The 20774-nt window shown below is 59.8% G+C and carries 20 protein-coding genes; 2 read left to right on the top strand and 18 right to left on the bottom strand.

Annotated elements, in window-relative coordinates; genetic code table 11:
* Positions 1 to 80: 80 nt before the first annotated feature.
* Both DXC99_RS07685 and DXC99_RS07680 read right to left on the bottom strand, forming a co-directional pair.
* Positions 81 to 2450: an LPXTG cell wall anchor domain-containing protein gene (locus DXC99_RS07685; protein WP_117629802.1), complete on the bottom strand. Its 2370-nt coding sequence runs from the start codon at positions 2448 to 2450 to the stop codon at positions 81 to 83.
* 205 nt (positions 2451 to 2655) lie between these two features.
* Positions 2656 to 4215, bottom strand: coding sequence for an LPXTG cell wall anchor domain-containing protein (locus DXC99_RS07680; protein ID WP_158551681.1), 1560 nt, complete (start codon positions 4213 to 4215; stop codon positions 2656 to 2658).
* A 215-nt stretch (positions 4216 to 4430) separates the two neighbouring features.
* Here DXC99_RS07680 and DXC99_RS10440 point away from each other — a divergent pair, with 215 nt between their 5' ends.
* Positions 4431 to 5837, top strand: coding sequence for a helix-turn-helix transcriptional regulator (locus DXC99_RS10440; RefSeq protein ID WP_199408892.1), 1407 nt, complete (start codon positions 4431 to 4433; stop codon positions 5835 to 5837).
* Positions 5838 to 5888: 51 nt separating this feature from the next.
* Here DXC99_RS10440 and DXC99_RS07670 read toward each other — a convergent pair whose 3' ends face one another.
* From DXC99_RS07670 to DXC99_RS07610, 13 genes are all read right to left on the bottom strand, one after another.
* Complete coding sequence (locus DXC99_RS07670; protein WP_055285378.1) at positions 5889 to 6512, bottom strand: AAA family ATPase; 624 nt, start codon at positions 6510 to 6512, stop codon at positions 5889 to 5891.
* A gap of 167 nt (positions 6513 to 6679) precedes the next feature.
* Complete coding sequence (locus DXC99_RS07665; protein WP_055285379.1) at positions 6680 to 7318, bottom strand: amino acid ABC transporter permease; 639 nt, start codon at positions 7316 to 7318, stop codon at positions 6680 to 6682.
* Positions 7319 to 7321: 3 nt separating this feature from the next.
* Positions 7322 to 8068, bottom strand: a complete 747-nt coding sequence (locus DXC99_RS07660; RefSeq protein WP_035136546.1) for an amino acid ABC transporter permease — start codon at positions 8066 to 8068, stop codon at positions 7322 to 7324.
* 25 nt (positions 8069 to 8093) lie between these two features.
* Entirely contained in the window at positions 8094 to 8969 is an 876-nt protein-coding gene (locus tag DXC99_RS07655) for a transporter substrate-binding domain-containing protein (RefSeq protein ID WP_117629800.1), read from the bottom strand.
* 8 nt (positions 8970 to 8977) lie between these two features.
* A complete protein-coding gene (locus DXC99_RS07650) occupies positions 8978 to 9709 on the bottom strand; it encodes an amino acid ABC transporter ATP-binding protein (protein WP_055251548.1) in 732 nt (243 codons plus the stop codon).
* A 350-nt stretch (positions 9710 to 10059) separates the two neighbouring features.
* Positions 10060 to 10503, bottom strand: a complete 444-nt coding sequence (locus tag DXC99_RS07645) for a GatB/YqeY domain-containing protein (protein WP_117629799.1) — start codon at positions 10501 to 10503, stop codon at positions 10060 to 10062.
* 54 nt (positions 10504 to 10557) lie between these two features.
* Positions 10558 to 11778, bottom strand: coding sequence for a peptidylprolyl isomerase (locus tag DXC99_RS07640; protein WP_117629798.1), 1221 nt, complete (start codon positions 11776 to 11778; stop codon positions 10558 to 10560).
* A gap of 224 nt (positions 11779 to 12002) precedes the next feature.
* Positions 12003 to 12467, bottom strand: a complete 465-nt coding sequence (locus DXC99_RS07635) for a PTS sugar transporter subunit IIA (RefSeq protein WP_117629797.1) — start codon at positions 12465 to 12467, stop codon at positions 12003 to 12005.
* A gap of 65 nt (positions 12468 to 12532) precedes the next feature.
* Complete coding sequence (locus tag DXC99_RS07630) at positions 12533 to 13000, bottom strand: PIN domain-containing protein (protein ID WP_199408891.1); 468 nt, start codon at positions 12998 to 13000, stop codon at positions 12533 to 12535.
* Positions 12997 to 13341, bottom strand: coding sequence for a type II toxin-antitoxin system RelB/DinJ family antitoxin (locus tag DXC99_RS07625; RefSeq protein WP_117629795.1), 345 nt, complete (start codon positions 13339 to 13341; stop codon positions 12997 to 12999). The genes DXC99_RS07630 and DXC99_RS07625 overlap by 4 nt, the downstream gene beginning before the upstream one ends.
* Positions 13342 to 13491: 150 nt before the next feature.
* Positions 13492 to 14190, bottom strand: coding sequence for a phosphoribosylglycinamide formyltransferase (purN, locus tag DXC99_RS07620; protein WP_117629794.1), 699 nt, complete (start codon positions 14188 to 14190; stop codon positions 13492 to 13494).
* Positions 14180 to 15283 (bottom strand): phosphoribosylformylglycinamidine cyclo-ligase, encoded by a 1104-nt coding sequence (gene purM / locus DXC99_RS07615; RefSeq protein WP_117629793.1) that lies wholly within the window; start codon positions 15281 to 15283, stop codon positions 14180 to 14182. Before purM ends, purN begins: the two co-directional genes overlap by 11 nt.
* Positions 15284 to 15438: 155 nt before the next feature.
* Positions 15439 to 17109: an amidophosphoribosyltransferase gene (locus DXC99_RS07610; RefSeq protein WP_117629792.1), complete on the bottom strand. Its 1671-nt coding sequence runs from the start codon at positions 17107 to 17109 to the stop codon at positions 15439 to 15441.
* Positions 17110 to 17394: 285 nt separating this feature from the next.
* Here DXC99_RS07610 and DXC99_RS07605 point away from each other — a divergent pair, with 285 nt between their 5' ends.
* Positions 17395 to 18624 (top strand): putative ABC transporter permease, encoded by a 1230-nt coding sequence (locus DXC99_RS07605; protein WP_117629791.1) that lies wholly within the window; start codon positions 17395 to 17397, stop codon positions 18622 to 18624.
* Positions 18625 to 18723: 99 nt separating this feature from the next.
* Here the strand turns inward: DXC99_RS07605 and DXC99_RS07600 are convergent, their stop codons facing one another.
* The 3 genes from DXC99_RS07600 to purE all read right to left on the bottom strand — a co-directional run bounded on the left by DXC99_RS07600 (position 18724) and on the right by purE (position 20708).
* Complete coding sequence (locus tag DXC99_RS07600) at positions 18724 to 19143, bottom strand: molybdenum cofactor biosynthesis protein MoaE (RefSeq protein WP_233505696.1); 420 nt, start codon at positions 19141 to 19143, stop codon at positions 18724 to 18726.
* A gap of 65 nt (positions 19144 to 19208) precedes the next feature.
* Positions 19209 to 20207, bottom strand: coding sequence for a class B sortase (locus DXC99_RS07595; protein ID WP_117629789.1), 999 nt, complete (start codon positions 20205 to 20207; stop codon positions 19209 to 19211).
* A 36-nt stretch (positions 20208 to 20243) separates the two neighbouring features.
* Complete coding sequence (gene purE, locus DXC99_RS07590; RefSeq protein WP_117629788.1) at positions 20244 to 20708, bottom strand: 5-(carboxyamino)imidazole ribonucleotide mutase; 465 nt, start codon at positions 20706 to 20708, stop codon at positions 20244 to 20246.
* Positions 20709 to 20774: the final 66 nt, after the last annotated feature.

The raw sequence follows: 20774 nt of genomic DNA, 5'->3' as shown, positions 1-20774 counted from the left end.
ACATCTAGATCCGTTTTGGGCAGTTTGGTGTTACAGATTGAGATTTTGCTGAGGCCGAGAACGAGAGCCGTCACCCAGCTCTAGCGCTTGCGACGCTTGGTCGCAGCGATGCCTGCGGCGGCAACGGTTGCGCCAGCGATGCCCAGGGCGGTGACCGTCATTGCGGTGGTATCTCCCGTGGCAGCCAGGACGGCGTCGCCCTTCTTGGTCGGCGTGGCCTTCTCAACCGTCTTGGTCGTGGTAGCTGTCGCGACCGGCTTTGTCGCGGGCTTGGTCTCGGGCTTCACCTCAGGCTGCGGCGTCGGCTTGGGTTCCGGCGTAGGCTGCGGATCGGGAGTCGGCGTGGCTTCAGGCGTAAAGGTCAGATCAGTGTTGAGCCACAGGGTGTAGATCCAGCCGCTGTCCTCATCGGATACGCTATCCGCGACCTGGTAGCCGCATTCCACGCCGTTGATCACCAGCTTGGTGTCGGGCGTGAAGTAGAAGCCGCGCGCGGACTTGAGGTAGATGCCGTAGCGATAGGTCACGCCAGGCTTAAAAGCATCGATGTGGTTTGTAATGTTCTGATCCCAGAACTTCTGGGAGTTCACTTCGCTGCCGTCGCTACCCGTCCAGAACTCACACTGAGGAAGGGAGTTGGAACCCATCGGAACACTCGCCGTAAAGACCGGCTTATCGCCCGCCTTGAAGGTGGTCGTGGCACCGTCGATCTCGATAACGTCGATGGCACGCCATTCGTCGATCGGCTGCTCGCACAGCATATTGTCAGCGTTTGGCGCGAAGACGCCGTTGACGGTCTTGATGTGGTGCGTCCAATGGCCGTTGACGTACATCATGCAGTCATCGGCCACGGTATTGTCGTCCTTGAGCCTCAGCTCAACGGAATACATGTAGAACTTGCCCTCTTCAAAGTGCTCGATCTTCCTCGCGCCCGTCGGATACTTGGAAGGGTCGGAATACCAGAAGGCAACGGGCTTGAGCTCCGCAGGGTCGCTGCCATCCATCTCCTCCCAGCACTCATAGGCGATCTCATACTTATCGGCATCGGCGGCAGGAATCGTCGCGGTCGCACGCGGCGCCTCGCCGGGCGCGTAGTCGGTTTTCACATCGTTGACGTTTAGATTCTCAAGAGCTTCGTTTTCCGACGAAGCAGGCATCGTAATTGTTTTAATAGCAGGGACATACAGGAATTCTCCGCTTAGACTCGACTTTACGGTTTCCCCGTTTACGGTAACAACGGTTTCATCGCTGAAGGAATATCCGTCTTTTGGCTTCAGCATAAGAGAATACACGTACTCTTTCCCGCTTTTAAACTTTGTAATAGTCGGCAGGGAACCATGTGAGCCGTTATCGGAATACCAGGCAGCAACGGGTTCGTTGTTTTCAAATTCCTGCCAGCATTCATAAGCGATTTCGTATTTATCTGCATCGTAGTTAGGGACACCTGCCGTCGCCTGCGGACCAGTATCCAGCTGCCAATTGAAGTTCGTATTCTGAACATGGGCAAAGGAGATGGATTCCGATTCTGATTCCGCTGCCGGGATCACAAGGCACGCCCTCTCGTAGACATGGGTGCGGGTGTAGTAGTCATCCCGGATCTCGTTAATAGTGGGTTTCCCGGTCGCCTCGGTGTCTCCTTTAAAGGCGTCGTCCGGATCACCGATGATGATATTCCCGGGCTCTGTACCCGTATACGTAAGCTTGGATCCATCATAGGTGGTCGTCATCTTGGACTTATTCTCCTTGTACTCCGTAAAGTACTTCTTCTCCTCCTTCTGTCTCTGAATCTTGCTGATATCCAGGGTAAGCGTTGTTTTATTGCTCGCACTGTCATACGCCGCATGGACGATCAAGTCCCCCAGGCCGATAAAAGTCAAAGCGCTACCATCGAGAGCAGACTGGTCTCCATCTACAAGGGCAATCCCCTTCACATACTCAATCGTTTCTTCTTTCTTGATGTCGGTGTAATTGTTCCGCACCGTAATATTGACCCTAACGCCGCTGCCGCCAACAACATCGGTCACACCGCAGGGCATGATGGCGTCATTCGCCGGCGTGGCGGCGTTGTCGCTGGGAGTATTTTGTTCAGCGGGTGCCGCATCGTTGGATTCATCGGTGGCGCCAGTCGGGGCCGCCTGCTGAGGCTCAGCGGTGGCTTGCGCCGCCGGAGCAGCATCGGTTGCAGGCGCGGTCGAAGCAGCTGGTGCGGTCGTTGCAGCCGTATCCTCCGCAACCGTCGGCGTCACCGGAGCCGCGGCAACCTCATCCGTCCCAGCGGCGGGATCGGCGCATTCCGTCGCCAGCGCCACGCTCGGCAGCAGCAGCTGGCCAACCATAAGCGCGCACGCGCCGGCGCAAGCTATTTTGGCACCCACACAACGCCAGGTACCGTGAACCAGCGAGCAGGTGGACTCACGTTGAGCTTGCTTGTCAAAGTGGCTTCCGTTCATAACGGCCTCCTTGGTCGTAGGGACATACCACCACAAAGGTGCCTGTCCCCTTTGTGATGGTCCTGTACCACCAAGATGTGCCAAATGACTCCGCACGCCTAGGTTCGTAGATGCGAACCTAGGCCTCTACCTGCGGAAATACAAAGAGCCGCCGCAAGAGCATTTATGCCTGCGCGGCGGCTGAAAATGGCTATGAAAGATTACGCTAGCGGTTGCGGCGCTTGGACGCAACGAAACCGGCGCCGATGACGGACGCACCGGCGATGCCGAGGGCTGCCGCCGCCATCGCGGCGCTATCGCCCGTGGCGGCCAGAGTGCCCACGGACTTCTGGGCAGCGGTGGCCTTCGCGGCCGGCTTGGAGGCAGCAGCCGTGGAACTCGCCTGAGTCGGCGTCACGGACGGCGTGGCGGTCCCGCCGCCGCCCGGCTGCGGCGTGGGGCCCGTGGTAGGCTCAGGCTGCGGCGTGGGCTCAGGCTCGACCGCATCTCCGGAGCTGATTACCACGCTATGGGCAACCTCGTCGGAGGTCCTAACATCCTGGATAGCGGACGACCCGGCAGCACCGATGACGAGTCCGTTTCCCGCAGTTTCTCGCACGGTGCCGCCGGCGGGAGTCGTAGCTACCGATCCGCCATCAATTGTGAGACAAGGGGCTGCATCACCCAGATTGACAGCGTAGATTGCCGCCGTATTACCCGACGCCTCAACATTTGAATTAATGATGTCAATTCGAGGGATGGCGGACTGGGAGCCGGATTGGGAATATATTCCGTAGCCATGTTTACGACTGTAGCCAGTTCCGTCACCGCATCGAACTGTAAGGCTCGAATTCTCGACGAGCACCCGCGACACGCCGTCCTGCGCGAGCATCCAAACACCATCCAAAACATCGGCCTTATCACTCGCCACGAGCGTAACATCCGCTCCGTTGGTAATACTCAAATATGTATCCTTACCCCCGAACGAATACAGGGCGACCGACACACTGCATCCATTGCGCGCCGCCGCATCTAATTTTGCGTTATCCACCGCGATGCACCCTCCATGCTCGGAGGAGATGTTTTCGGCATAGACTGCAACGGCGTTGAGCCCCCCATTCGCCTCCGCCTCGACGTGGACGTCGGCGCCCTCGTTAATGGTTATGTTGCCTGCCCGCGTGTGAATGCCGATGGTATGAGGCACTTTGTTCGTTGCCGTCACGTTAACGTTGGCACCGCGGATGTCCACGTCGCCGCCGGTCTTGCCGTCCCCCGAAACCGCTATCGTATCGGTCCCGGCCGTCGCGTTGAGAGTCACGTCGCCCGAGATGGCGAGGCTACCGTACTCGACCTTAACAGCGCTCCTGCTCTTCTGCGGTTCGGCCGTCGCGTTGAGGGTTCCCTTCCCCGTGATGGCAAGGTTGCCGTCCTTGACCTCGATAGCGCTCTGCAAGGCATCGGCCGTTACGGTGTTGGTGCCCGTCACGCCGATATTGAGGTTGCCCTGAGCACTGATGCCGGCGCCGTCGTAGCCGTTGAGCTTCATGTCGTCGCCACCGTCCCAGGACCAGGTTCCGGCATCGTCGCCGGCGGCCTTGTTGTACTGCGTGCCGCCCACGTTGACCCACTCGGCGGCGAGTGCCACGCTCGGCAGCAGCAGCTGGCCGGCCATGAGCGCGCAGGCCCCCGCGCAGGCAAGCTTGGCGCCCACGCGACGCCATGTTCCGTGGGAGAACGAGCACGCACGGCCGTGGTTGATTGAGTTGTCATGGATTTGCGTTCGCATGTGAGCCTCCTTGTCGTAAGGGGTGCTTCTGTAACACCATGTTACGGGAAGATAGCCGGACCCCGGGGCACGAATTCTCAAGTGGCGCATCTGCCAGCGCAAAAGGCAACGAGCATGCGATTGCCAAGCGCGCCCCGCCCCCCGAAAGGCTCACCCCCTACCGACCTGGTCTACAATCAAGGACACGATTATTCCGTCTATCCAAAGGACCGTCCTTGAACCTGAGCAGGCCTAAAATCAACGCGCTTCTGGCACTCGCGCTCTTCACCTTCGCCTTCCTTGCCGCCGAGTTTCGTTTCGACGTCAACGTCGGGCTGCTCGCCGGTGCCGAACGCGTTGTAATCGCACAGGGCTTTATTCTGGGTGCGAGCGTACTCGGCTTTATCGGATACGCGCCACTGCTCGGACTCGCGCAGCGCATAGGCCGCTCCCCGGCAGCCGTCAACACCGCCGCCGTTCCCATCGCCATCGTGGGCCTAACCCAAATTCAGTCCCCCACGGACCTGCTTGCGCTCGAGATTTTGGGCTGCGTGGCATTCTATGGACTCGGCCTGCTGGGCGCCGCTGCGCACCACGCCTTTTCACTGGCGTTTCAAGACGATCCCAAGCTCGCCACCGGTGCGGGAGCAGCCTATGCCGCGGGCATCCTGATGCAGTTCGCCGTCAACCTGCTCAATTGCGGCGGCATCGCAGAGCTCATCGTCCTTGGCGCAGCGACTATCGCCATATCCGCCCTCGGCGCTGTTCCTCAAGAGACCACTGAGAGCCCGAACCCCCTTATCAATCCCTTTGTCGAACCTTCGCACGCCCTCGCCAAACAGGCATGTTGGAGCATCGCGCTCGTCATGATTCTTGCCTGCTTGTTCTCGACCCTCGACAACGTGGTCACGCTCTCCAACGCCCACGGCACCATTGCCGTGCAAACATGGCCGCGCCTCTTTTTGACGGCGAGCGGCCTTGCCGCCGGCATTATCTTTGATCTTGCCGAGCGCCGATACATGGGACTTGTCATGCTCGGCATCGCCGTGCTCTCGACCATTTCCATCCTGGCCGTGGAAGCCGGCGCCGATCCCAACCTGGGCCTTGTCGTCTTTTACCTGAGCTCGGGCTTTTTCGTCACGTTCTTTACCGCCACGTTTACTCAGCTGGCACCGCGCATGCACTTGCCCGCCTTCTGGGCCGGCATGGGCCGTGCGGCCAATAACGTGTGCGCGTTCACCACGTCGGGCGTCTCGCTTGCGCTTGTGACCTCTGGCAACGTCGCCCTCATCATGATCGGTGCGCTCGTTTTGCTCGTCGCCGCCTGCGCAGCATTCGTGGCAGCCGGCTTGTTCCGCCTGCCCCAAACCGAGCAGGAGCGCGAACATCAACAGCTTGCCGAGGAGGCGCTGGCAGTACCGAGTATCGAGGAGCAGCGTCAGGCCTTCATCACCGACCACGGCCTCACCCCGCGCGAAGTCGACGTGCTCATAGCAGTAACCCAGGACGAACGCCCGCTCAAGCAGATCGCCGAGGAACTCGGCATCTCGATGCGCATGGTACAGCGCCACCTGAGCTCCATCTACCAAAAGACCGACACGCAGACGCGCGCCGGTCTCACCAAGGCCTTCCCCTCGGCCTAAAACAAAAACCACCACAAAGGTGCCTGTCCCCTTTGTGGTGGTTTTGGTCGGTTAGTCTTCGAGCTGGGCGACTTTGTAGCGGTAGGCAGCGGCGATAACGTCTTTGCAGCCCTCGCGGCCCAGCTTGGCGCGGTTGACGACGATGTCCTTACCGCTCGTCATCTTCCACTTGCCGGCGCTGTAGCGCTTGTAAAAAGCCTCACGCGCCTTCTGCTGTTGCTTGACCAGCTTGGCGCCCTTCTTTTTATTAAGGCCACGCTTCTTGCGCACAATCTCGACGCGATCCTCAAAGGGAGCGGTCACCAGCACGGCAATGTGGTTGGGGTTGTTGCGAAGCAGGTAATCGGACAGACGGCCTTCGATAATGCAGCTCTCGGTCTCGCCCAGGTCCAAAATCACCTGGCTCATCTTCTGGAACAACTTGTCCGAGTACGAACGCGCATCGTAGCGGTCGGGCAGAAACGCCATGTTCTCCACGGCCAGACGCTCGTCGTAGGCGGCCATCTTATCGAGCGACTCGCCCGCGCGCAGCGACGCACGCACCAGCAGCTCGTTGTCATACAGCGGAATCCCCAACTCGTCGGCAAGCATGCGACCAATCTCGTGGCCCTCGGCGCCAAAGTCGCGCGCGATGGTAATGACCACAGGATTCTTCTTATTCTCCAGATCGCTCATCGCGATTCCTTTCTAACAGATGAGAAAAGGGCTGTTTATCTCTTATTCCCACGATACCGTACCTGGGTTTTCCTGGTGCCCAAGATTGGCCTGAAAGAGGAGCGACGCGTACTTTGGTACGCGAGCGACGGTTTGAAGGCCAAGGTTGGGTGCCAGGGAAAGCCAGGCTATGCGGCTACGATGCGGCGTTGGTAAGCTCGGACCAGCAGCGAGATACCAAAGTTGAGCACAAAGTACATCGCAAACACCAGGCCGTAGAGCATAAGCACCTGCGACAGATCGATCGCGTGGGCCATCACGACGTTTGCCGTGTACATGAGCTCGGCCACGTTAATGCCCGAAAGATACGAGCTGTCCTTAATGACGGTCGTGCACTGGCTAAACAGCGCCGGAATGATCGTCTTAAACGTCTGCGGCAGAATGATGTAGCGCATGGTGGCAAAGAAGCCAAAGCCCTGGCTCTGCGCCGCCTCAAACTGGCCGCGCGGAATCGAGTTGAGACCGCCGCGCACAATCTCGGCCATAACGGCGCTGGTAAACAGCGTAAAGGCAATGGTCGAAATCACAATGTCCAAACCCTGCACCGTAAAGTAGATAAACAGGATCCACAGCAGGTTCGGCGTGCAGCGGAACAGCTCGATATAGGCGCTCACCAGAATACGGAATGGGCGGGGCGCATAGCTTTTAACGAGCGCCAGCACCGTGCCAAAGATGAGCGAGAAAAAGATCGACAGCGCCGAGATCTCTATGGTCTTAACAAAGCCGCCCCAAATGTAGAGCAGGTTGGTCGCGTTGAAGATTTCCATGCGCTAGGCCTCCTCTACGTTGTCGAGCCCCAGCTCGGCCAGGCTCACACCGCGCGGACGCTCCTTGGAGCGGCGCTCGAGCCACTGCACCAGCATGGCGAGCGGAAAGCAGATAATGAAGTACATAAGGCAGCAGACGATGTACCCCTGCAGGTAACCGTACAGACTCACAAAGTTGTCGGAACGGTACATAAGGTCGCCGCCGGCCACAAGCGCCAGCACCGACGTATTTTTGACCAGGTTGAGCGCCTGGTTACACAGCGGCGGCAGAATGATCTTGAATGTCTGGGGCAGCACGATGTACCAGTACGCCTGCGCACGGGTGAAGCCCTGGCTCTGGGCCGCCTCCATCTGACCGCGCGGAACCGCCTCGATACCAGTGCGGATGACCTCCGAAATGTAGGCCGCGTGATACAGACCCACGCCTAAGAAGCCCAGCACGAACGGCGCGATGCGCACCGGCTGGTCGGCACCGGTTATGGCCTGTAAAAACTGCGGACCGGCCATGTACATAAAGAGCACCTGTACGGGCAACGGGGTGTTCTGGTAAAACTCCACGTACACGCGGCTTATGGCGCGCAGCACGCGCGAGCGGGTGGTAGAGAACACGCCCAGCAGCGTGCCCAGCACCAGCGACAGCAGCAGGCCGGCAACGACCACCTGTAGCGTCACGCCAAAGCCCTCCCAGAAGGGCCCCATGTTTTGAAATGTCGTCGACCAGCGGTCGGCGTCAAACAATCCTTCGAGCATTTGATTCCTTCCTTGGACGATGCACCTATACAAGACCCCAGGTCTTGACCTCTTGGTCGAGCCAGCCGTCGGCTAGGCGATCGCAAATCACCTGATCGACCACAGCCGAAAGGTCGCAGCCCTTCTTGGTCGCCACACCGTAGCCCTGCTCGCCAAACTTGACCTCGGGCTGCAGCAGCTCAACGGTCTCGTTCATGTAACCGGCCAGCGTGGAGCGGTCCATGGCAAAGACGTCGATATTGCCGGCGTCGAGCGAACTCTTGATGATGGGGTAGCCGCTAAAGGCCCTAAACTCGGGCTTGCAGCCAAAGCCGTTGTCCTTGATCATCTGCTCGATCAGGCCCTGCGTGGTAGCACCCTGGCTCACGCCAATGACCTTGCCGTCCAGGTCCTCAATCGAGGTAAAGCCCGAACGCTTCTTGACCATGAGTCCCACGTAGTCGGTGCGGTACGGCGTCGAGAAATCCCAGCTCTTCTTGCGCTCGTCGGTGATGGTATAGGTCGCCGCGACCACGTCGAGCTGGCCGTTATCGATCAACGGGCCGCGCGTCTTGGGCGTTACGTCGGTAAACTCGACAAGCTCCTGGGCACGGGCTTCCTTGTAGCTCACGCCAAAGACGGCAGCGGCGATCTGGTAGCACAAATCGACTTCCATGCCCTCAAAGCGGCCCTTGGCGGTGTCGTAATAGCCGTAGCCGGGAACATCCTTCTTAACGCCGGCATTCAGATGGCCACGCGACTTAATGGCCGCAAGCTTGGACCCCTTGTCGGAGCCCTCGCCGCTGGTGGAGTTGCCGCAACCGGTAAGCGCGGTCCCCGTCAGCGCAAGCATGCCGGCGCCCGCCAGCTGCAAAAAGTGACGGCGCGACACGGCCGCCCTCGTCATATCCGTCATGTCCATCACCGCGCCTAGTGCAGAATCTTGGACAGGAACTCGCGGCAGCGCGGGTTCTCGGGGTTATCGAAGAAGTGCTCGGGCGTGCCCTCCTCCAGAATGCGGCCGTCCTCCATAAAGATGACGCGGTCGGCCACCTGGCGCGCAAAGCCCATCTCGTGCGTCACGCAGATCATGGTGATGTCCTCCTGCGCGAGCTCAATCATAACGTCCAGAACCTCCTGGACCATCTCGGGGTCGAGCGCCGAAGTCGGCTCGTCAAACAGGATGATGGGCTGCTTGGTGCACAGGGCGCGGGCGATGGCGATGCGCTGCTGCTGACCACCCGAGAGATTCTGCGGATACTCGCCGGCCTTATGCGCCATGCCGACGCGCTTGAGTGCGGCGATGGCGATCTCGGTCGCCTCCTCCTTGCTCTTCTTTTGCAGCTTGATGGGCGCGAGCGTCAGGTTGCCGAGCACCGTCATGTTGGGATACAGGTTGAACTGCTGAAACACCATGGAACTATACTTGCGAGCCATCTCCAGGTGGTTCTTTTTGGTAAGCGGCGTACCGTCGATGATGACCTCGCCCGACGTGGGCTCCTCCAGATAATCGACGCAACGGATGAGCGTCGACTTACCCGAGCCGGAAGGCCCGATCATTACGAGCTTCTCGCCGCGCTTGACGGTGAGGTTGATATCTTTGAGCACATGCAGGTCGCCAAAGTACTTGTTGAGATGCTTGATCTCGATCATGTCTGCCATGAATGTCCCTTCCCTGCGTTTACACGAGTTGAACTATTGTACGGAAAGAACCACGTTTCCGCAGCCCACACTACATTCCCGTAAAGAACCCGCAATCTTCCACCCACTCATTGGGGACAGACTTAAATGAGTGCCTGCTCATTGGGCACTCATTTAAGTCTGTCCCCAATGAGCGCTCAACCGCCCTTGTTGAGCATAAGTCAGCGAAAACCCGTACACGCGAGCAAGGTGACGTGAAATGAAAGGGCGCAGACCTTATGGTCGCGCCCTTGAAATTGAACGTCAGATTGCCGTGTGTACGGGTTTGCAGCGTCGAGCCGTTATGCGGTTTGGTAAAACCGCATAACAAATTACGCGAGCTTTGCTCCGACGATCTTGGCCGCGGCAGGCTTGTCGAAGTTGCCGCCGGTGGCTTTGCCGAGCGCCCCCATGACCTGGCCCATCTGCTTCTTGGACGTGGCGCCCAGCTCGGCGATGACCTGCTCGATCAGAGCCTCGAGCTCCTTGCCCGAAACCTGCGCGGGCAGCAGGCTCTCCAGAATCTTGACCTGCTCGGTCAGGTTGTCGGTACGCTCCTGGTCGGTGCCGGCCTTGATGGACATCTCCAGCGTCTCGCTCGTCTGCTTGATCAGACGCTTGATCATGCTGTTGACGTCTTCCTCAGTCACATCGCGGCGCTCGTTGACCTCGATATTCTTCACCTCGGCCTTAACCTGGCGAATGATGGACAGGCGAACCTTGTCCTTGGCCTTCATGGCCGCGATCATTTCTTTCTGCAGCTCTTCGTTGGTCATCTGCAAATCCTCTCTAATAGCGCGGGCGGCACTCGCGCGAGCACCGCCCCATGATTACTCAGTCGTCGACGAATCGTCGGTCGAACTCTTGGTGGCGCCCTTCAGACTGACGTTGTATGGCACGTCTTTGGGCATGGGGTTGACGGTGATGTCGGCATCCTTCTTGTACTGCTCCAGCCACTCGCTGTACGCGGTGCTTGCCGTCTGCGTCTTCACCACGTTGGAGACGTACTTTTTGATGGCCTTGGGCACCTGGTTGATGTCGTCAACCTGATTATCGACATGGAAGTAGTCGGTGCACTTGATGATGTGGTAGCCATAGGTCGACTCGATGACTTCGCTCACGTCGCCCTTGTTGAGCCCCTCGAGCGCCGTCTGGTAGCTGTCGACAAAGGTGGTGAGCTTATCCCAGCCCACATCGCCCTTCTTCTCCTTGGATCCGGTGTCCTCGGAGTACTGTTCAACGGCGTCCTCAAAGCTCAGCTCACCGGAGTTGATCTTGTCCAGGCACTCCTGCGCCTTGGCCTTGGCGGCAGCCTTGTCCTCGTCGGAAGCGTCGGAATCAACCTTGATCAGGATGTTCGACGAGCGACGGGCATCGTTGTAGTTGGACAGGTTCTCGTTGATGTAATCGACAATCTCGCTGTCCTTGGGCTTGCTGGTGGGCGCCACAGCATCCTTAAGCTTTTGCTGCGCCAGGCTCTCCTTGAGCGAGTCCTTGTAGGTGTCCTCGGTGTAGCCGTAGGTCTTAAGGGTCTTCTTAAAGGCCTTGGCACCGCCCGCGCTCTTGCACGCGTCCTTCCAAGCCTTCTCGACCTCCTCGTCCGACACCGTCACGCCGTTCTCCTTCTGTGCCTGTTGAAGCAGAATCTGCTGCGTGTAGGAGTCGATGAGTTGCTTGCGGTACTTCTTGGGCGTGAGGTCGTTGTCGACCAGATACTGTGCCCAGTCCTTGTCCTTGGTGTAGCCGTAGGACGTGCGCATGCTCATGATCTGCTTGGTCACGGTGTCCTCGGTGAGGTTGGTGCCGTTGATAGTGGCAGCTACACCGCCGGTAAGCTTGTAGCCCGAGGTGTCCTCGGCCTGCGACATCAGGCCGGAGCACGCCATGGCCGAGACGGAAAGTAGCATTGCCAGCACGCCGATGACCACCAGAACGATCTTGACGGTCTTGGACACGCGGGTCTTGCGCTGCTTCTTGCGAGAGCTGGAGGCGGCGCGAGCCTGCTGCTCGGGCGTCGGCTCGGGTGCGGGGTTCTTTTTCTTATTTGCCATAGTTGGCCTTTCGCATAACGAATCGAACAAACGCCATTGTGTCACAACGCAGCCCCCGCGGCACGCTTGGTGCATTGGGGACAGGTTAATCTGCACCATTTTGGTGCAAAGGGGACAGCTCTGGCAGCCGGCAGTTAGGGACGTTCCTTTTCTGCCGGCAGTTAGGGACAGTCCCCAAGTGCCGGCACATAAGGAACGTCCCTAGGTGCCGGCTTAGCCCCACCTTAGAAGTGGCGGCGGATGGCGTCGACCATGCCCTGCGGCGTGGTCTGGCCGAGCACGTCGGCTGCGGCATCGGCGTCCATAAAGATGTTCATGAGCGCCTGCAGGGCCTCGACCTGACCGCCCGGCTCGGCGATGCCCAGATTGATGACGATCTGCGCCGGCACCGGAGCGCCCATGCCAGCCATAGCGTTAAATGTCACGGGCGCGGTGGGCTTCACCACCGCGATATAGGGCTTGGCCACAAACCCCGGATCGGTATGCGGAATGGCAATGTTTGCCGCCGGCATGGCAAGACCCGTGGGATAGGCATCCTCGCGCGTGCGAACGGCGTCGAGCCAACCGGTGCAGATGTAGCCGCGTGGGGCAAGTTCGCCTTCGAGTCGCGCAAACACCTCGGCGGGCGTCGCGCACTCCCAATCAAAAAACACCAGCTCAGGCGTAAACAGTGCTTCGTTATCCGCCATACCGTCCTCCAAAGTTGCATGAGGGCCACAATGCTCAATATGATAGCGAAACGGGGTATGCAAGGTTAGCCGAGGATCCCGATGAGCTCGAGTGCGCGCGCGGGCGTCAAGCATACCTCGGGCATCGTCTCCAACATGCGTCGGTCGCTCGTGACTACGTAGTCAACATCCGCCGTATCGCCCGAGGCGATAATGAGATTGTCCTCGAGGTCCGGCATGCGCTTGCCAAGCATGCGCGCCATCTCGCACTCCGCCATCGAAAGCGGGGAAGCCGTTGCCGCCTGCATCATATGCTCGACGCATGCCCATGCAGCCGGACCGAACGAAGCGTTAATCCCATTCACATTCCGCCGGGCTAGACGCCGAGGCAAGATGTAGAACACGTCCTTTGCCGTCGTTGGCGCGTACAGAAGGTCGATCTTTCCCGCTTCGGCCAGTTCAACCAATCTCTTCGCTTCGTCGAATGCCCCCTCTTGCAGGTAATAATCGAGCCAAACGTTCGTATCTACAAGCAGGCGTTTTGCCTCGATCATCGGCAATTCGCCTCGATGTCGGCAATCATCGCGTCATACATATCATCTCGTACGGCATCCCAGTCTTCCGCAGATGATCCACCTGGCGCAAAATCCGAAGCGCTTAGCCCCAACGAGGAAAAAGCTAGGCCACACCCCTGCTCGGCCAGGCTCTCCGCACGGGGCGCCTCGCGCTTATCCGCCACCATAAATCCCGGCAACGTTTGATGCTCGACAAGATAGACCCAAAGCGCACGAATAGCATCGCTCGCCCCCAATCCATTGCGAGTTAGGACCGCGTCGCCACCAGCCTTGAGCATAGGATCGATTCGCGTGTTGAGCTGCACCGTTGCTGTACCCATAGCGGCTCCTCTCTATCTGCTAGCAGTATAGCAAACATGAAAGGCCACGCAAAAGGGCCCCGCCCGCACACGGACGAGGCCCTATCAGATTTCTTGGTTCTGATGAAGCTTTTACATCTCAAGAAAACCAAGGAGACCTTTTTCAAGCGACTAGCGCGCCGGGTCAATTGCCACCTTGCCGCTCTCCAGCACGTGGACGCGGCCGTCGGCGAGCATCTGCACGACCTCGGGATACAGCACATGCTCGATCGCGTGGATGTGCTCCTCGAGCGTGTCGACGTCCCAGCCTTCCTCGACAGCCAGCGCGCGCTGGGCGATGATGGGACCGTTGTCGTAGATCTCGTTGGCAAAATGCACGGTCACGCCAGTTACCTTGACGCCGCGCGCAAAGGCGTCGTCAATCGCATGCGCACCGGTAAAGCTCGGTAGCAGCGCCGGATGCAAGTTGACCACGCGGTTGGGAAACGCCGCCAGCAGAGGCGTGTGCACCATACGCATATAGCCGGCCATCACCACGTACTCGCAGCCACGTTCGAGCAGCTCATGCGCGATGATCTCGTCAGCCGCGATGGGGTCGGCATAGATATCCTTGGACAGCGTGAGCGTCTGGATGCCCGCACGCTCGGCGCGCTGCAAGCCCTTGGCCGAAGGACGGCTCGACACTACAAGCTCAATCGAGGCGTTGAGCTTGCCGGCGGCGATAAGGTCGATCAGCGCCTGCAGGTTGGTGCCCGAACCGCTGATAAGCACGCCGATCTTGAGCGGCTCGGCCGTATCGGTGCCGGTCGGACGGGTGTAGGGCACAAAGCCCAGGCCCTCGGCAGCAGCCATCTGCTCGCTAGCGCTCATCGGAGTACACGACCTTACCGGAACCCTCAACGCACTCGCCCACGCGGAACGGCTTCTCGCCCAGCGCGACCAGGGCCTCGGTCACGGCAGCCTCGTCCTCGGGGGCAACGATCAGGCACAGGCCGACGCCCATGTTGAAGGTCTTGCATGCCTCGTTGGGCGCGAGCTCGGCCTGACGCGACACGTAGGTGATGACGGGCGGAACATCCCAGCCCATCTCGGCGCCGCTGCGGGTGACCACGGCATCGACATCGTCGGCGAGCGCGCGGTTGAGATTCTCGGTGATGCCGCCGCCGGTGATGTGGGCGATGGCGTGCACGTTGGCGCCGCCGCGCAGCAGCTCCAGAATCGGCTTGACGTAGATGCGCGTAGGGGCCAGCAGAGCATCGGCCAGCGAAGCACCGTCGAGCTCCTCGAGCGGACGGCTCAGTTCCTCGGCCTTAGCGGCGGCCTCGGGCGTGCCCGGCTTGATGCCGTCGACGCCGATGACCTTGCGCACGAGCGAGTAGCCGTTGGAGTGCACGCCGGTGGAAGGCAGACCCAGGATCACATCGCCGGGGCGAACGTTCGCGGGGTCAAGCATCTTGGGACGATCGACAACACCCACGGTAAAGCCGGCGAGGTCGTAATCGGCCGGAGCCATGACGCCGGGGTGCTCGGCCATCTCGCCGCCCACGAGCGCGCAGCCCGCGAGCTTGCAGCCGTCGGCCACACCCTTGATGATCTTTGCCATGTGCTCGGCCTCAATGTGACCGATGGCAACGTAATCCAGGAAGAACAGCGGCTCGGCGCCCGAAGCCAAAATGTCATTGACGCACATGGCGACCAAGTCCTGGCCCACCGTCTCGTGACGGTCCATGATCTGGGCGAGCACGAGCTTGGTGCCCACGCCGTCGGTGCCGCTAATCAGGATCGGGTCTTCCATATCCTTAAGCGCAGCGGCCGAGAACAGGCCGCCAAAGCCACCGATGCCGCCGATGACCTCGGGGCGGTTGGTGTCCTTGACCATCTGCTTAATAGCGTCGACGGCGCGGCCGCCCTCGGCGGTATCGACGCCGGCGTCCTCGTACGTCACATGCTTGCTGTCGCTCATCTGAGCCTTCCTCTCCCACTACCGTCTGACGAGCAGGCGCCAAACGGTGCTCATAGTTGCGCCATTTCGGCGCGCGCCATAACAGCACGCGCCGTCATATCAACAAAACAGCAGGTAAAACCTACCAAAATAAACCTGTCCCTACATGGCAGGTTTTAGGCCTCGCCGTGCTCCTCTTCCCAGCTGCGGTCGACATATTTCTCGACCACGGCGTCGTCGTCAAAGTGCAACGGCTTGTCCAGGTTGCGGGGCTTAAAGCCCTCCATGAACTTGTCACGGCCAAAGCTCTCGGGAATCGCCACGGGATAGCGGCCGGTAAAGCACGCGTCGCAGTAGCCGCCCTTGGGCATGACCTTCAGCAGGCCCTCGACCGAAAGGAAGGCCAGCGAATCGGCGCCAATGTACTCGCAGATCTCATCGACCGTCTTGTTGGCACTGATGAGCTGCGACTGCACGTCGGTATCGATACCGTAGAAGCACGGCCAGATGACCTCGGGCGAGTTGATGCGAATGTGAATCTCCTTGGCGCCGGCGTTGCGCAGCATCTTGACGAGCTGCACCATGGTGGTGCCTCGCACGATGGAGTCGTCGATGACGACCAGGCGTTTGCCCTCGATGTTGTCGCGCAGCGGGTTGAGTTTCATACGCACGCCCATGGCACGCAGCTCCTGCGTAGGCTCGATAAACGTACGACCCACGTAGCGGTTCTTGATAAGGCCCTCACCAAAGGGTATGCCACTCTCGTGCGAATAGCCCTCCGCGGGCGGCAGGCCGGAGTCGGGCACGCCGATGACCAGGTCGGCCTCGACGGGCTCCTCATGTGCCAGCTGACGACCCATGTCATAACGGCAGGCGTAGACGCTCTTGCCGTTCATGATGGAATCGGGGCGAGCGAAGTAGACCTGCTCAAAGATGCAGTTAGCAGGCTCTTCGGCGGCAGGCACGCCCTGCTCGGACACAAGGCCCTCGGCGCTGATGCGCAAAATCTCACCAGGACGGACGTCGCGGACGTACTCGGCGCCCACGATGTCGAGCGCGCAGGTCTCGGAGGCAACGACCCAACCGCCGGCGCGGGTGACATGGGTGGCAACGTCAACCGTCGCGGCGCCGTCCTGCGACGGCAGCTGCGAAACGGATGCGGCATCGGCCTGGTCCAGGCCCTCGTCCACCAGCTTGCCCAACACCAGTGGGCGAATGCCATGCGGATCGCGGAAGGCGTAGAGCGCCTGCTCGTTGATGAGCGTCATGGCATAACCGCCACGCACGAGCTCCATGGTCTTGCGAATGCCCTCGCGCAGGTGGCCCGTACGCTGGGTAAAGTAGCCGATGAGCTTGGTCGCGACCTCGGAATCCGAATTGGAGAGGAACGGCACGCCCAGCTCGATCAGCTGGCGACGCAGCTCGTCGGTGTTGACGAGGGTACCGTTGTGCGCGAGCGCGATAATGACGCTATTGATAGTAGAGAGGTGCGGCTGAGAGGCTTCCCAGCTCTTGGCGCCGGCGGTGCCGTAGCGCACATGACCCACGGCCAGCTGACCGGAGAGCGTCGACAGGTCGGCGTTGGAGAACACGCGGTCGAGCAGGCCCAGATCCTTGCGGACCATAACCGTACCGCCGTCACCCACGGCGATTCCCGCCGATTCTTGGCCACGGTGCTGCAGTGCACGCAGGCCAAAGTACGTCAGTCGAGCCACGTCGCGATCGGGCGCCCAAACACCAAAAACGCCGCATTCCTCATGCAGCTGGTCGGAGTCCGGATCATACGTCGACATGGCGTTCACCTGTCCCGCGGCACGCTCGGCCGCGCGGATGGTTTCTTGAGACATGGCATCCCCTCAGAGCCTCGTATTTTGGCGTTACCCGCCTTATTATACGCACGGCGCGACGCGCTCCCCAGCGCATGAGCAGCGCTTTTTAAAAGCCCACCGAGCTAATAATCCGTTTTGTGGCCAAACATTTTATCGGTCTGTCCAGTGCAAGCGCCCGCGCCCCCAGATGGCCGCCGCGTCCACCGTTGGGGATTACAAAGTTGCAATTGGGACGTTCGTCCTGTCTTTTGGCAGGTCGGCGGCGTATCCTTGTAGCCTAGGACAAAGCGAGAAAGGTTCTGTATGGATCGAAACGAACTCGACCCCAGCGTCCCCAGCGCCACGGAGGTCAAGAAGATTCCCCTCATCATTAAGGTGTACGCCGTCCTGTGCATCCTATCCGGCGTGGGCACACTCCCGTCGGTCGCTGCCTTTATGTGGCAGGTCATCACCGCGCTCATCAACGGCAACGCCGCCGAAAAGCTCGGCGACAATATGCTGGTCTCGGTTGGACTCATCGTCGCCGGCATCATGCTCTCTGCGGCAAGTGCCGTCATCCTGATCATCTTTGGCCTGGACCTTATCAAAAACCAGCGCCGCAACGCCGCCCGCCTGTCCTACATCCTTATTGCATTCACCGTCGTCGAGCTTTTGGTCGACGTGATGCTCCAGGGCATCGGGCCCTTCCTGCTGCGTCCCGCGATCCAGCTCGGCATCCTCGTTGCACTTTCAGCAACCGTCGACCCCACGCTGCGCCAGGAGCGCGAACTGCAGCGCCGCCTGCAGGAGATGCTCGACCGTGACGCCGCGGCGGAGGGCATGCTCGGCCGCGATGAAACCGGCGAGGGCTACATCAAGCTCAACTACTTCAACCTGTTCTGGGTATTCTTCGTCTGCTGCGTGCTCGGCCTGATCGCCGAGGACATCTGGCATATGACAGTCGACGACCCGGGCGTCTACCAGAACCGCGCCGGCATGCTGTTTGGTCCCTTCAGCCCCATCTATGGCTTTGGCGCCGTACTCATGACCATGGTACTCAACCGCTTCTATAAAAAGAACCCCATCATCATTTTCCTGGTAAGCGCTGTGCTCGGCGCGAGCTTTGAGGTGTTCGTGGGCTGGTTTATGCAGACCTCATTTGGCGTGGTCTCGTGGAGCTACTCGCACATGAAGCTGTTCGGCATGCCCGACCCACTCGCCGTCCTTACGGGCGGACGCACCTGCACGGGCTTTGCCTGCCTGTGGGGCCTGGGTGGCCTTATCTGGATCAAGCTGCTGCTGCCGAGGCTGCTCAAGCTCATCAACATGATTCCGTGGAAAAGTCGCTACTCGGCTACCGTCATCTTTACCGTCATTATGCTGGTCGACGGCGTCATGACGCTGCAGTCGCTCGACTACTGGTACCAGCGCGTCAACGGCACGGAGCCGGATATTCCCGTCGCGCAGTTCTACGGCAAGTATTTCGATAACGACTACATGGAGAACCGCTTCCAGAGCATGACCATGAGCCCCAAGGATGCGACGCGCGTGTAGGGCCACGCAATGCCGAGATTTTCCAACGCACAAAAAGCCCGCTGGCAGACTGATTTGAACTGCCAGCGGGCTTTTTGTTGGAGAGTGCTGCTGCCGGCATTACGCCTCGCGCTCGACCTCGCTCACACACTCATTTTTGATGGTACCGACGAGCGCCTGCAGCGCATCGACCACATGCGGGCGAATGTCCCCGCCAATGAGCACGAGCATGATGTCGTCGCCCACGGTAAGCTCGCCGCTCGCCAGCCACACGCGCACATAGCCGATACCAGGCATCGCGCGCGTTGCCTCGATAGCGGCCTGCACCTTATCGGCATCGAAGCCAAACACCATGCCGCCAACCTTATGTCCAGGCGCCACACCATCTGTCTCGACCCCACGCGCCTCGGACTTAGGCGTTGCACGCACCACGCCGTTGTGTGTCAGGTACATACCGCACGCAGGCGCCGACGAATCGGCCTTGGCCTCGCGCAGCCAAGCATCAACCGAAGGCATCGATTTGCCACTTTCAAGCATCATTTCTCCTTTTTACCGTCGTCGAGTAGCTCATTTGGGACGGGGCTTTTTAGCTACTCTCGAACAACTTATTCCTCGACCGGCGTGAGCACCATGACGGCGCGCGTATTGCTAAATGACAGCGAGCGGCAGGTCACAAGCGTTACGACCTTGGTTGCCGAAGCGGCACGATCGGTGGCATCGCTCGCCACCGCCGAAGCGCCGTCGAGCATCTCGGACAGGTAATTCTTCAGTCCGTCATCGCCCTCAAAGTTGGGCGTGCGCGCCTTGGCATACGTGTCCTCGACCACCTTGGTCGCCAGCGGGCGCAACTTATACGTCGCATCGCGCGTGATGTAGTACACGTATTCCATGCTGTCGAATGTCGCCTGATCGGTCGTATCCGAAATCACGTTGAACATCGAACCGTCGTTCATGTGATGACCGTAAATCGTGGTCTGCTGATCCACCATGCCCGGCGCGGTGTCATCGCTATCCAAGAAGATGGCTCCCGAGGCATTTGCGGTGCCGTCGAACAGCGTGTTGAGGTACTTGGAGTTGTTGTTGGTCTGCACCACGGGGTAGTTGATGTTGGTGCCGGGCGCGTAAATCCAACCCACAACCTCGGGATTTGTCTGAGCAAGCGCGTTGAAGTCGATAATCGGCACGCCGCTGGCGTCCTTGTCGCTCACATATTGTTTTTCGATCTTTTGATACGACTCGCTCGCCTGCTTGTAGCCAATCTGCGCGTTGATAAAGATGGCGGCAGCAGCAACGATGAGGCCGATGCCAATGATGATGAGCAGAATGGGAATGACGGAGCGGCGCTTTTTGCGCGGCGGCTCGGTATAGCTCGATGGCGCGGTATGCGCCGAAGAGCGAGGTGACTTCTTGGCCGTACTGTATGACGAAGGGCGATATGCAGCAGGAGTATCCTGACGGCGATGGGACGTTGGCGTTACGGGACGCGGCGCGCGCGGCTGCTGAGGAGAGGATGCCCGACCCTGCTGTGCCGCACGGGCAGCACCCGGCTTCGACGGATCGGGAATCTGAGAAGCCTTGAATCGTTTTCCCTGATAGTCGGACATGGCTCTCCTTATGCTGCAAATGGACTGGCAGAGCGCTTAGGCGTCAGCCATCTCCTGCTTCATCTTCTCGATAACCTTGCGGTACTCGGGGTCGCAGGCGCCCAGAATCTGCGTGGCGTAAATGGCAGCGTTCTTGGCACCGTTGATAGCCACACAGGCCACGGGCACGCCCGAAGGCATCTGCACCATCGACAGCAGAGAATCCATGCCGCCCAGGTCACTCGTCTTCATGGGCACGCCAATAACCGGCAGCGGCGTAAACGCAGCCACGACACCGCCCAGGTGAGCAGCCTTGCCGGCAGCAGCGATAATCACCTTGATGCCGCGGTCGGCAGCAGTCGAGGCCCACTCATGGACCTTCGCCGGCGTGCGGTGCGCGCTTGCAATCACAAGCTCATAGGGCACGCCCAGTACCTCGAGCTCGGCGGTGCAACCTTCCATAACGCCCAGATCGGACTTGGAGCCCATGATGATCCCGACAACCGGCTTCTGATCTGCCATAAACAAAGACCTCCTGTTGAGAGCGGTGACGCGGCGAATCCGCGACCCTTAACTGCAAATAATTCA

The sequence above is a fragment of the Collinsella sp. TF10-11AT genome (assembly GCF_003437565.1).
Classification (GTDB): domain Bacteria; phylum Actinomycetota; class Coriobacteriia; order Coriobacteriales; family Coriobacteriaceae; genus Collinsella.
This window is presented reverse-complemented; position numbering and strand designations above follow the sequence as displayed.

Coding starts and splice junctions, on each gene's coding strand:
- DXC99_RS07685 (WP_117629802.1), bottom strand. CDS start 2,450: ATGAACGGAAGCCACTTTGACAAGCAAGCTCAACGTGAGTCCACCTGC.
- DXC99_RS07680 (WP_158551681.1), bottom strand. CDS start 4,215: ATGCGAACGCAAATCCATGACAACTCAATCAACCACGGCCGTGCGTGC.
- DXC99_RS07670 (WP_055285378.1), bottom strand. CDS start 6,512: ATGAGCGATCTGGAGAATAAGAAGAATCCTGTGGTCATTACCATCGCG.
- DXC99_RS07665 (WP_055285379.1), bottom strand. CDS start 7,318: ATGGAAATCTTCAACGCGACCAACCTGCTCTACATTTGGGGCGGCTTT.
- DXC99_RS07660 (WP_035136546.1), bottom strand. CDS start 8,068: ATGCTCGAAGGATTGTTTGACGCCGACCGCTGGTCGACGACATTTCAA.
- DXC99_RS07655 (WP_117629800.1), bottom strand. CDS start 8,969: ATGGACATGACGGATATGACGAGGGCGGCCGTGTCGCGCCGTCACTTT.
- DXC99_RS07650 (WP_055251548.1), bottom strand. CDS start 9,709: ATGGCAGACATGATCGAGATCAAGCATCTCAACAAGTACTTTGGCGAC.
- DXC99_RS07645 (WP_117629799.1), bottom strand. CDS start 10,503: ATGACCAACGAAGAGCTGCAGAAAGAAATGATCGCGGCCATGAAGGCC.
- DXC99_RS07640 (WP_117629798.1), bottom strand. CDS start 11,778: ATGGCAAATAAGAAAAAGAACCCCGCACCCGAGCCGACGCCCGAGCAG.
- DXC99_RS07635 (WP_117629797.1), bottom strand. CDS start 12,467: ATGGCGGATAACGAAGCACTGTTTACGCCTGAGCTGGTGTTTTTTGAT.
- DXC99_RS07630 (WP_199408891.1), bottom strand. CDS start 13,000: ATGATCGAGGCAAAACGCCTGCTTGTAGATACGAACGTTTGGCTCGAT.
- DXC99_RS07625 (WP_117629795.1), bottom strand. CDS start 13,341: ATGGGTACAGCAACGGTGCAGCTCAACACGCGAATCGATCCTATGCTC.
- purN (WP_117629794.1), bottom strand. CDS start 14,190: ATGAGCGCTAGCGAGCAGATGGCTGCTGCCGAGGGCCTGGGCTTTGTG.
- purM (WP_117629793.1), bottom strand. CDS start 15,283: ATGAGCGACAGCAAGCATGTGACGTACGAGGACGCCGGCGTCGATACC.
- DXC99_RS07610 (WP_117629792.1), bottom strand. CDS start 17,109: ATGTCTCAAGAAACCATCCGCGCGGCCGAGCGTGCCGCGGGACAGGTG.
- DXC99_RS07605 (WP_117629791.1), top strand. CDS start 17,395: ATGGATCGAAACGAACTCGACCCCAGCGTCCCCAGCGCCACGGAGGTC.
- DXC99_RS07600 (WP_233505696.1), bottom strand. CDS start 19,143: ATGATGCTTGAAAGTGGCAAATCGATGCCTTCGGTTGATGCTTGGCTG.
- DXC99_RS07595 (WP_117629789.1), bottom strand. CDS start 20,207: ATGTCCGACTATCAGGGAAAACGATTCAAGGCTTCTCAGATTCCCGAT.
- purE (WP_117629788.1), bottom strand. CDS start 20,708: ATGGCAGATCAGAAGCCGGTTGTCGGGATCATCATGGGCTCCAAGTCC.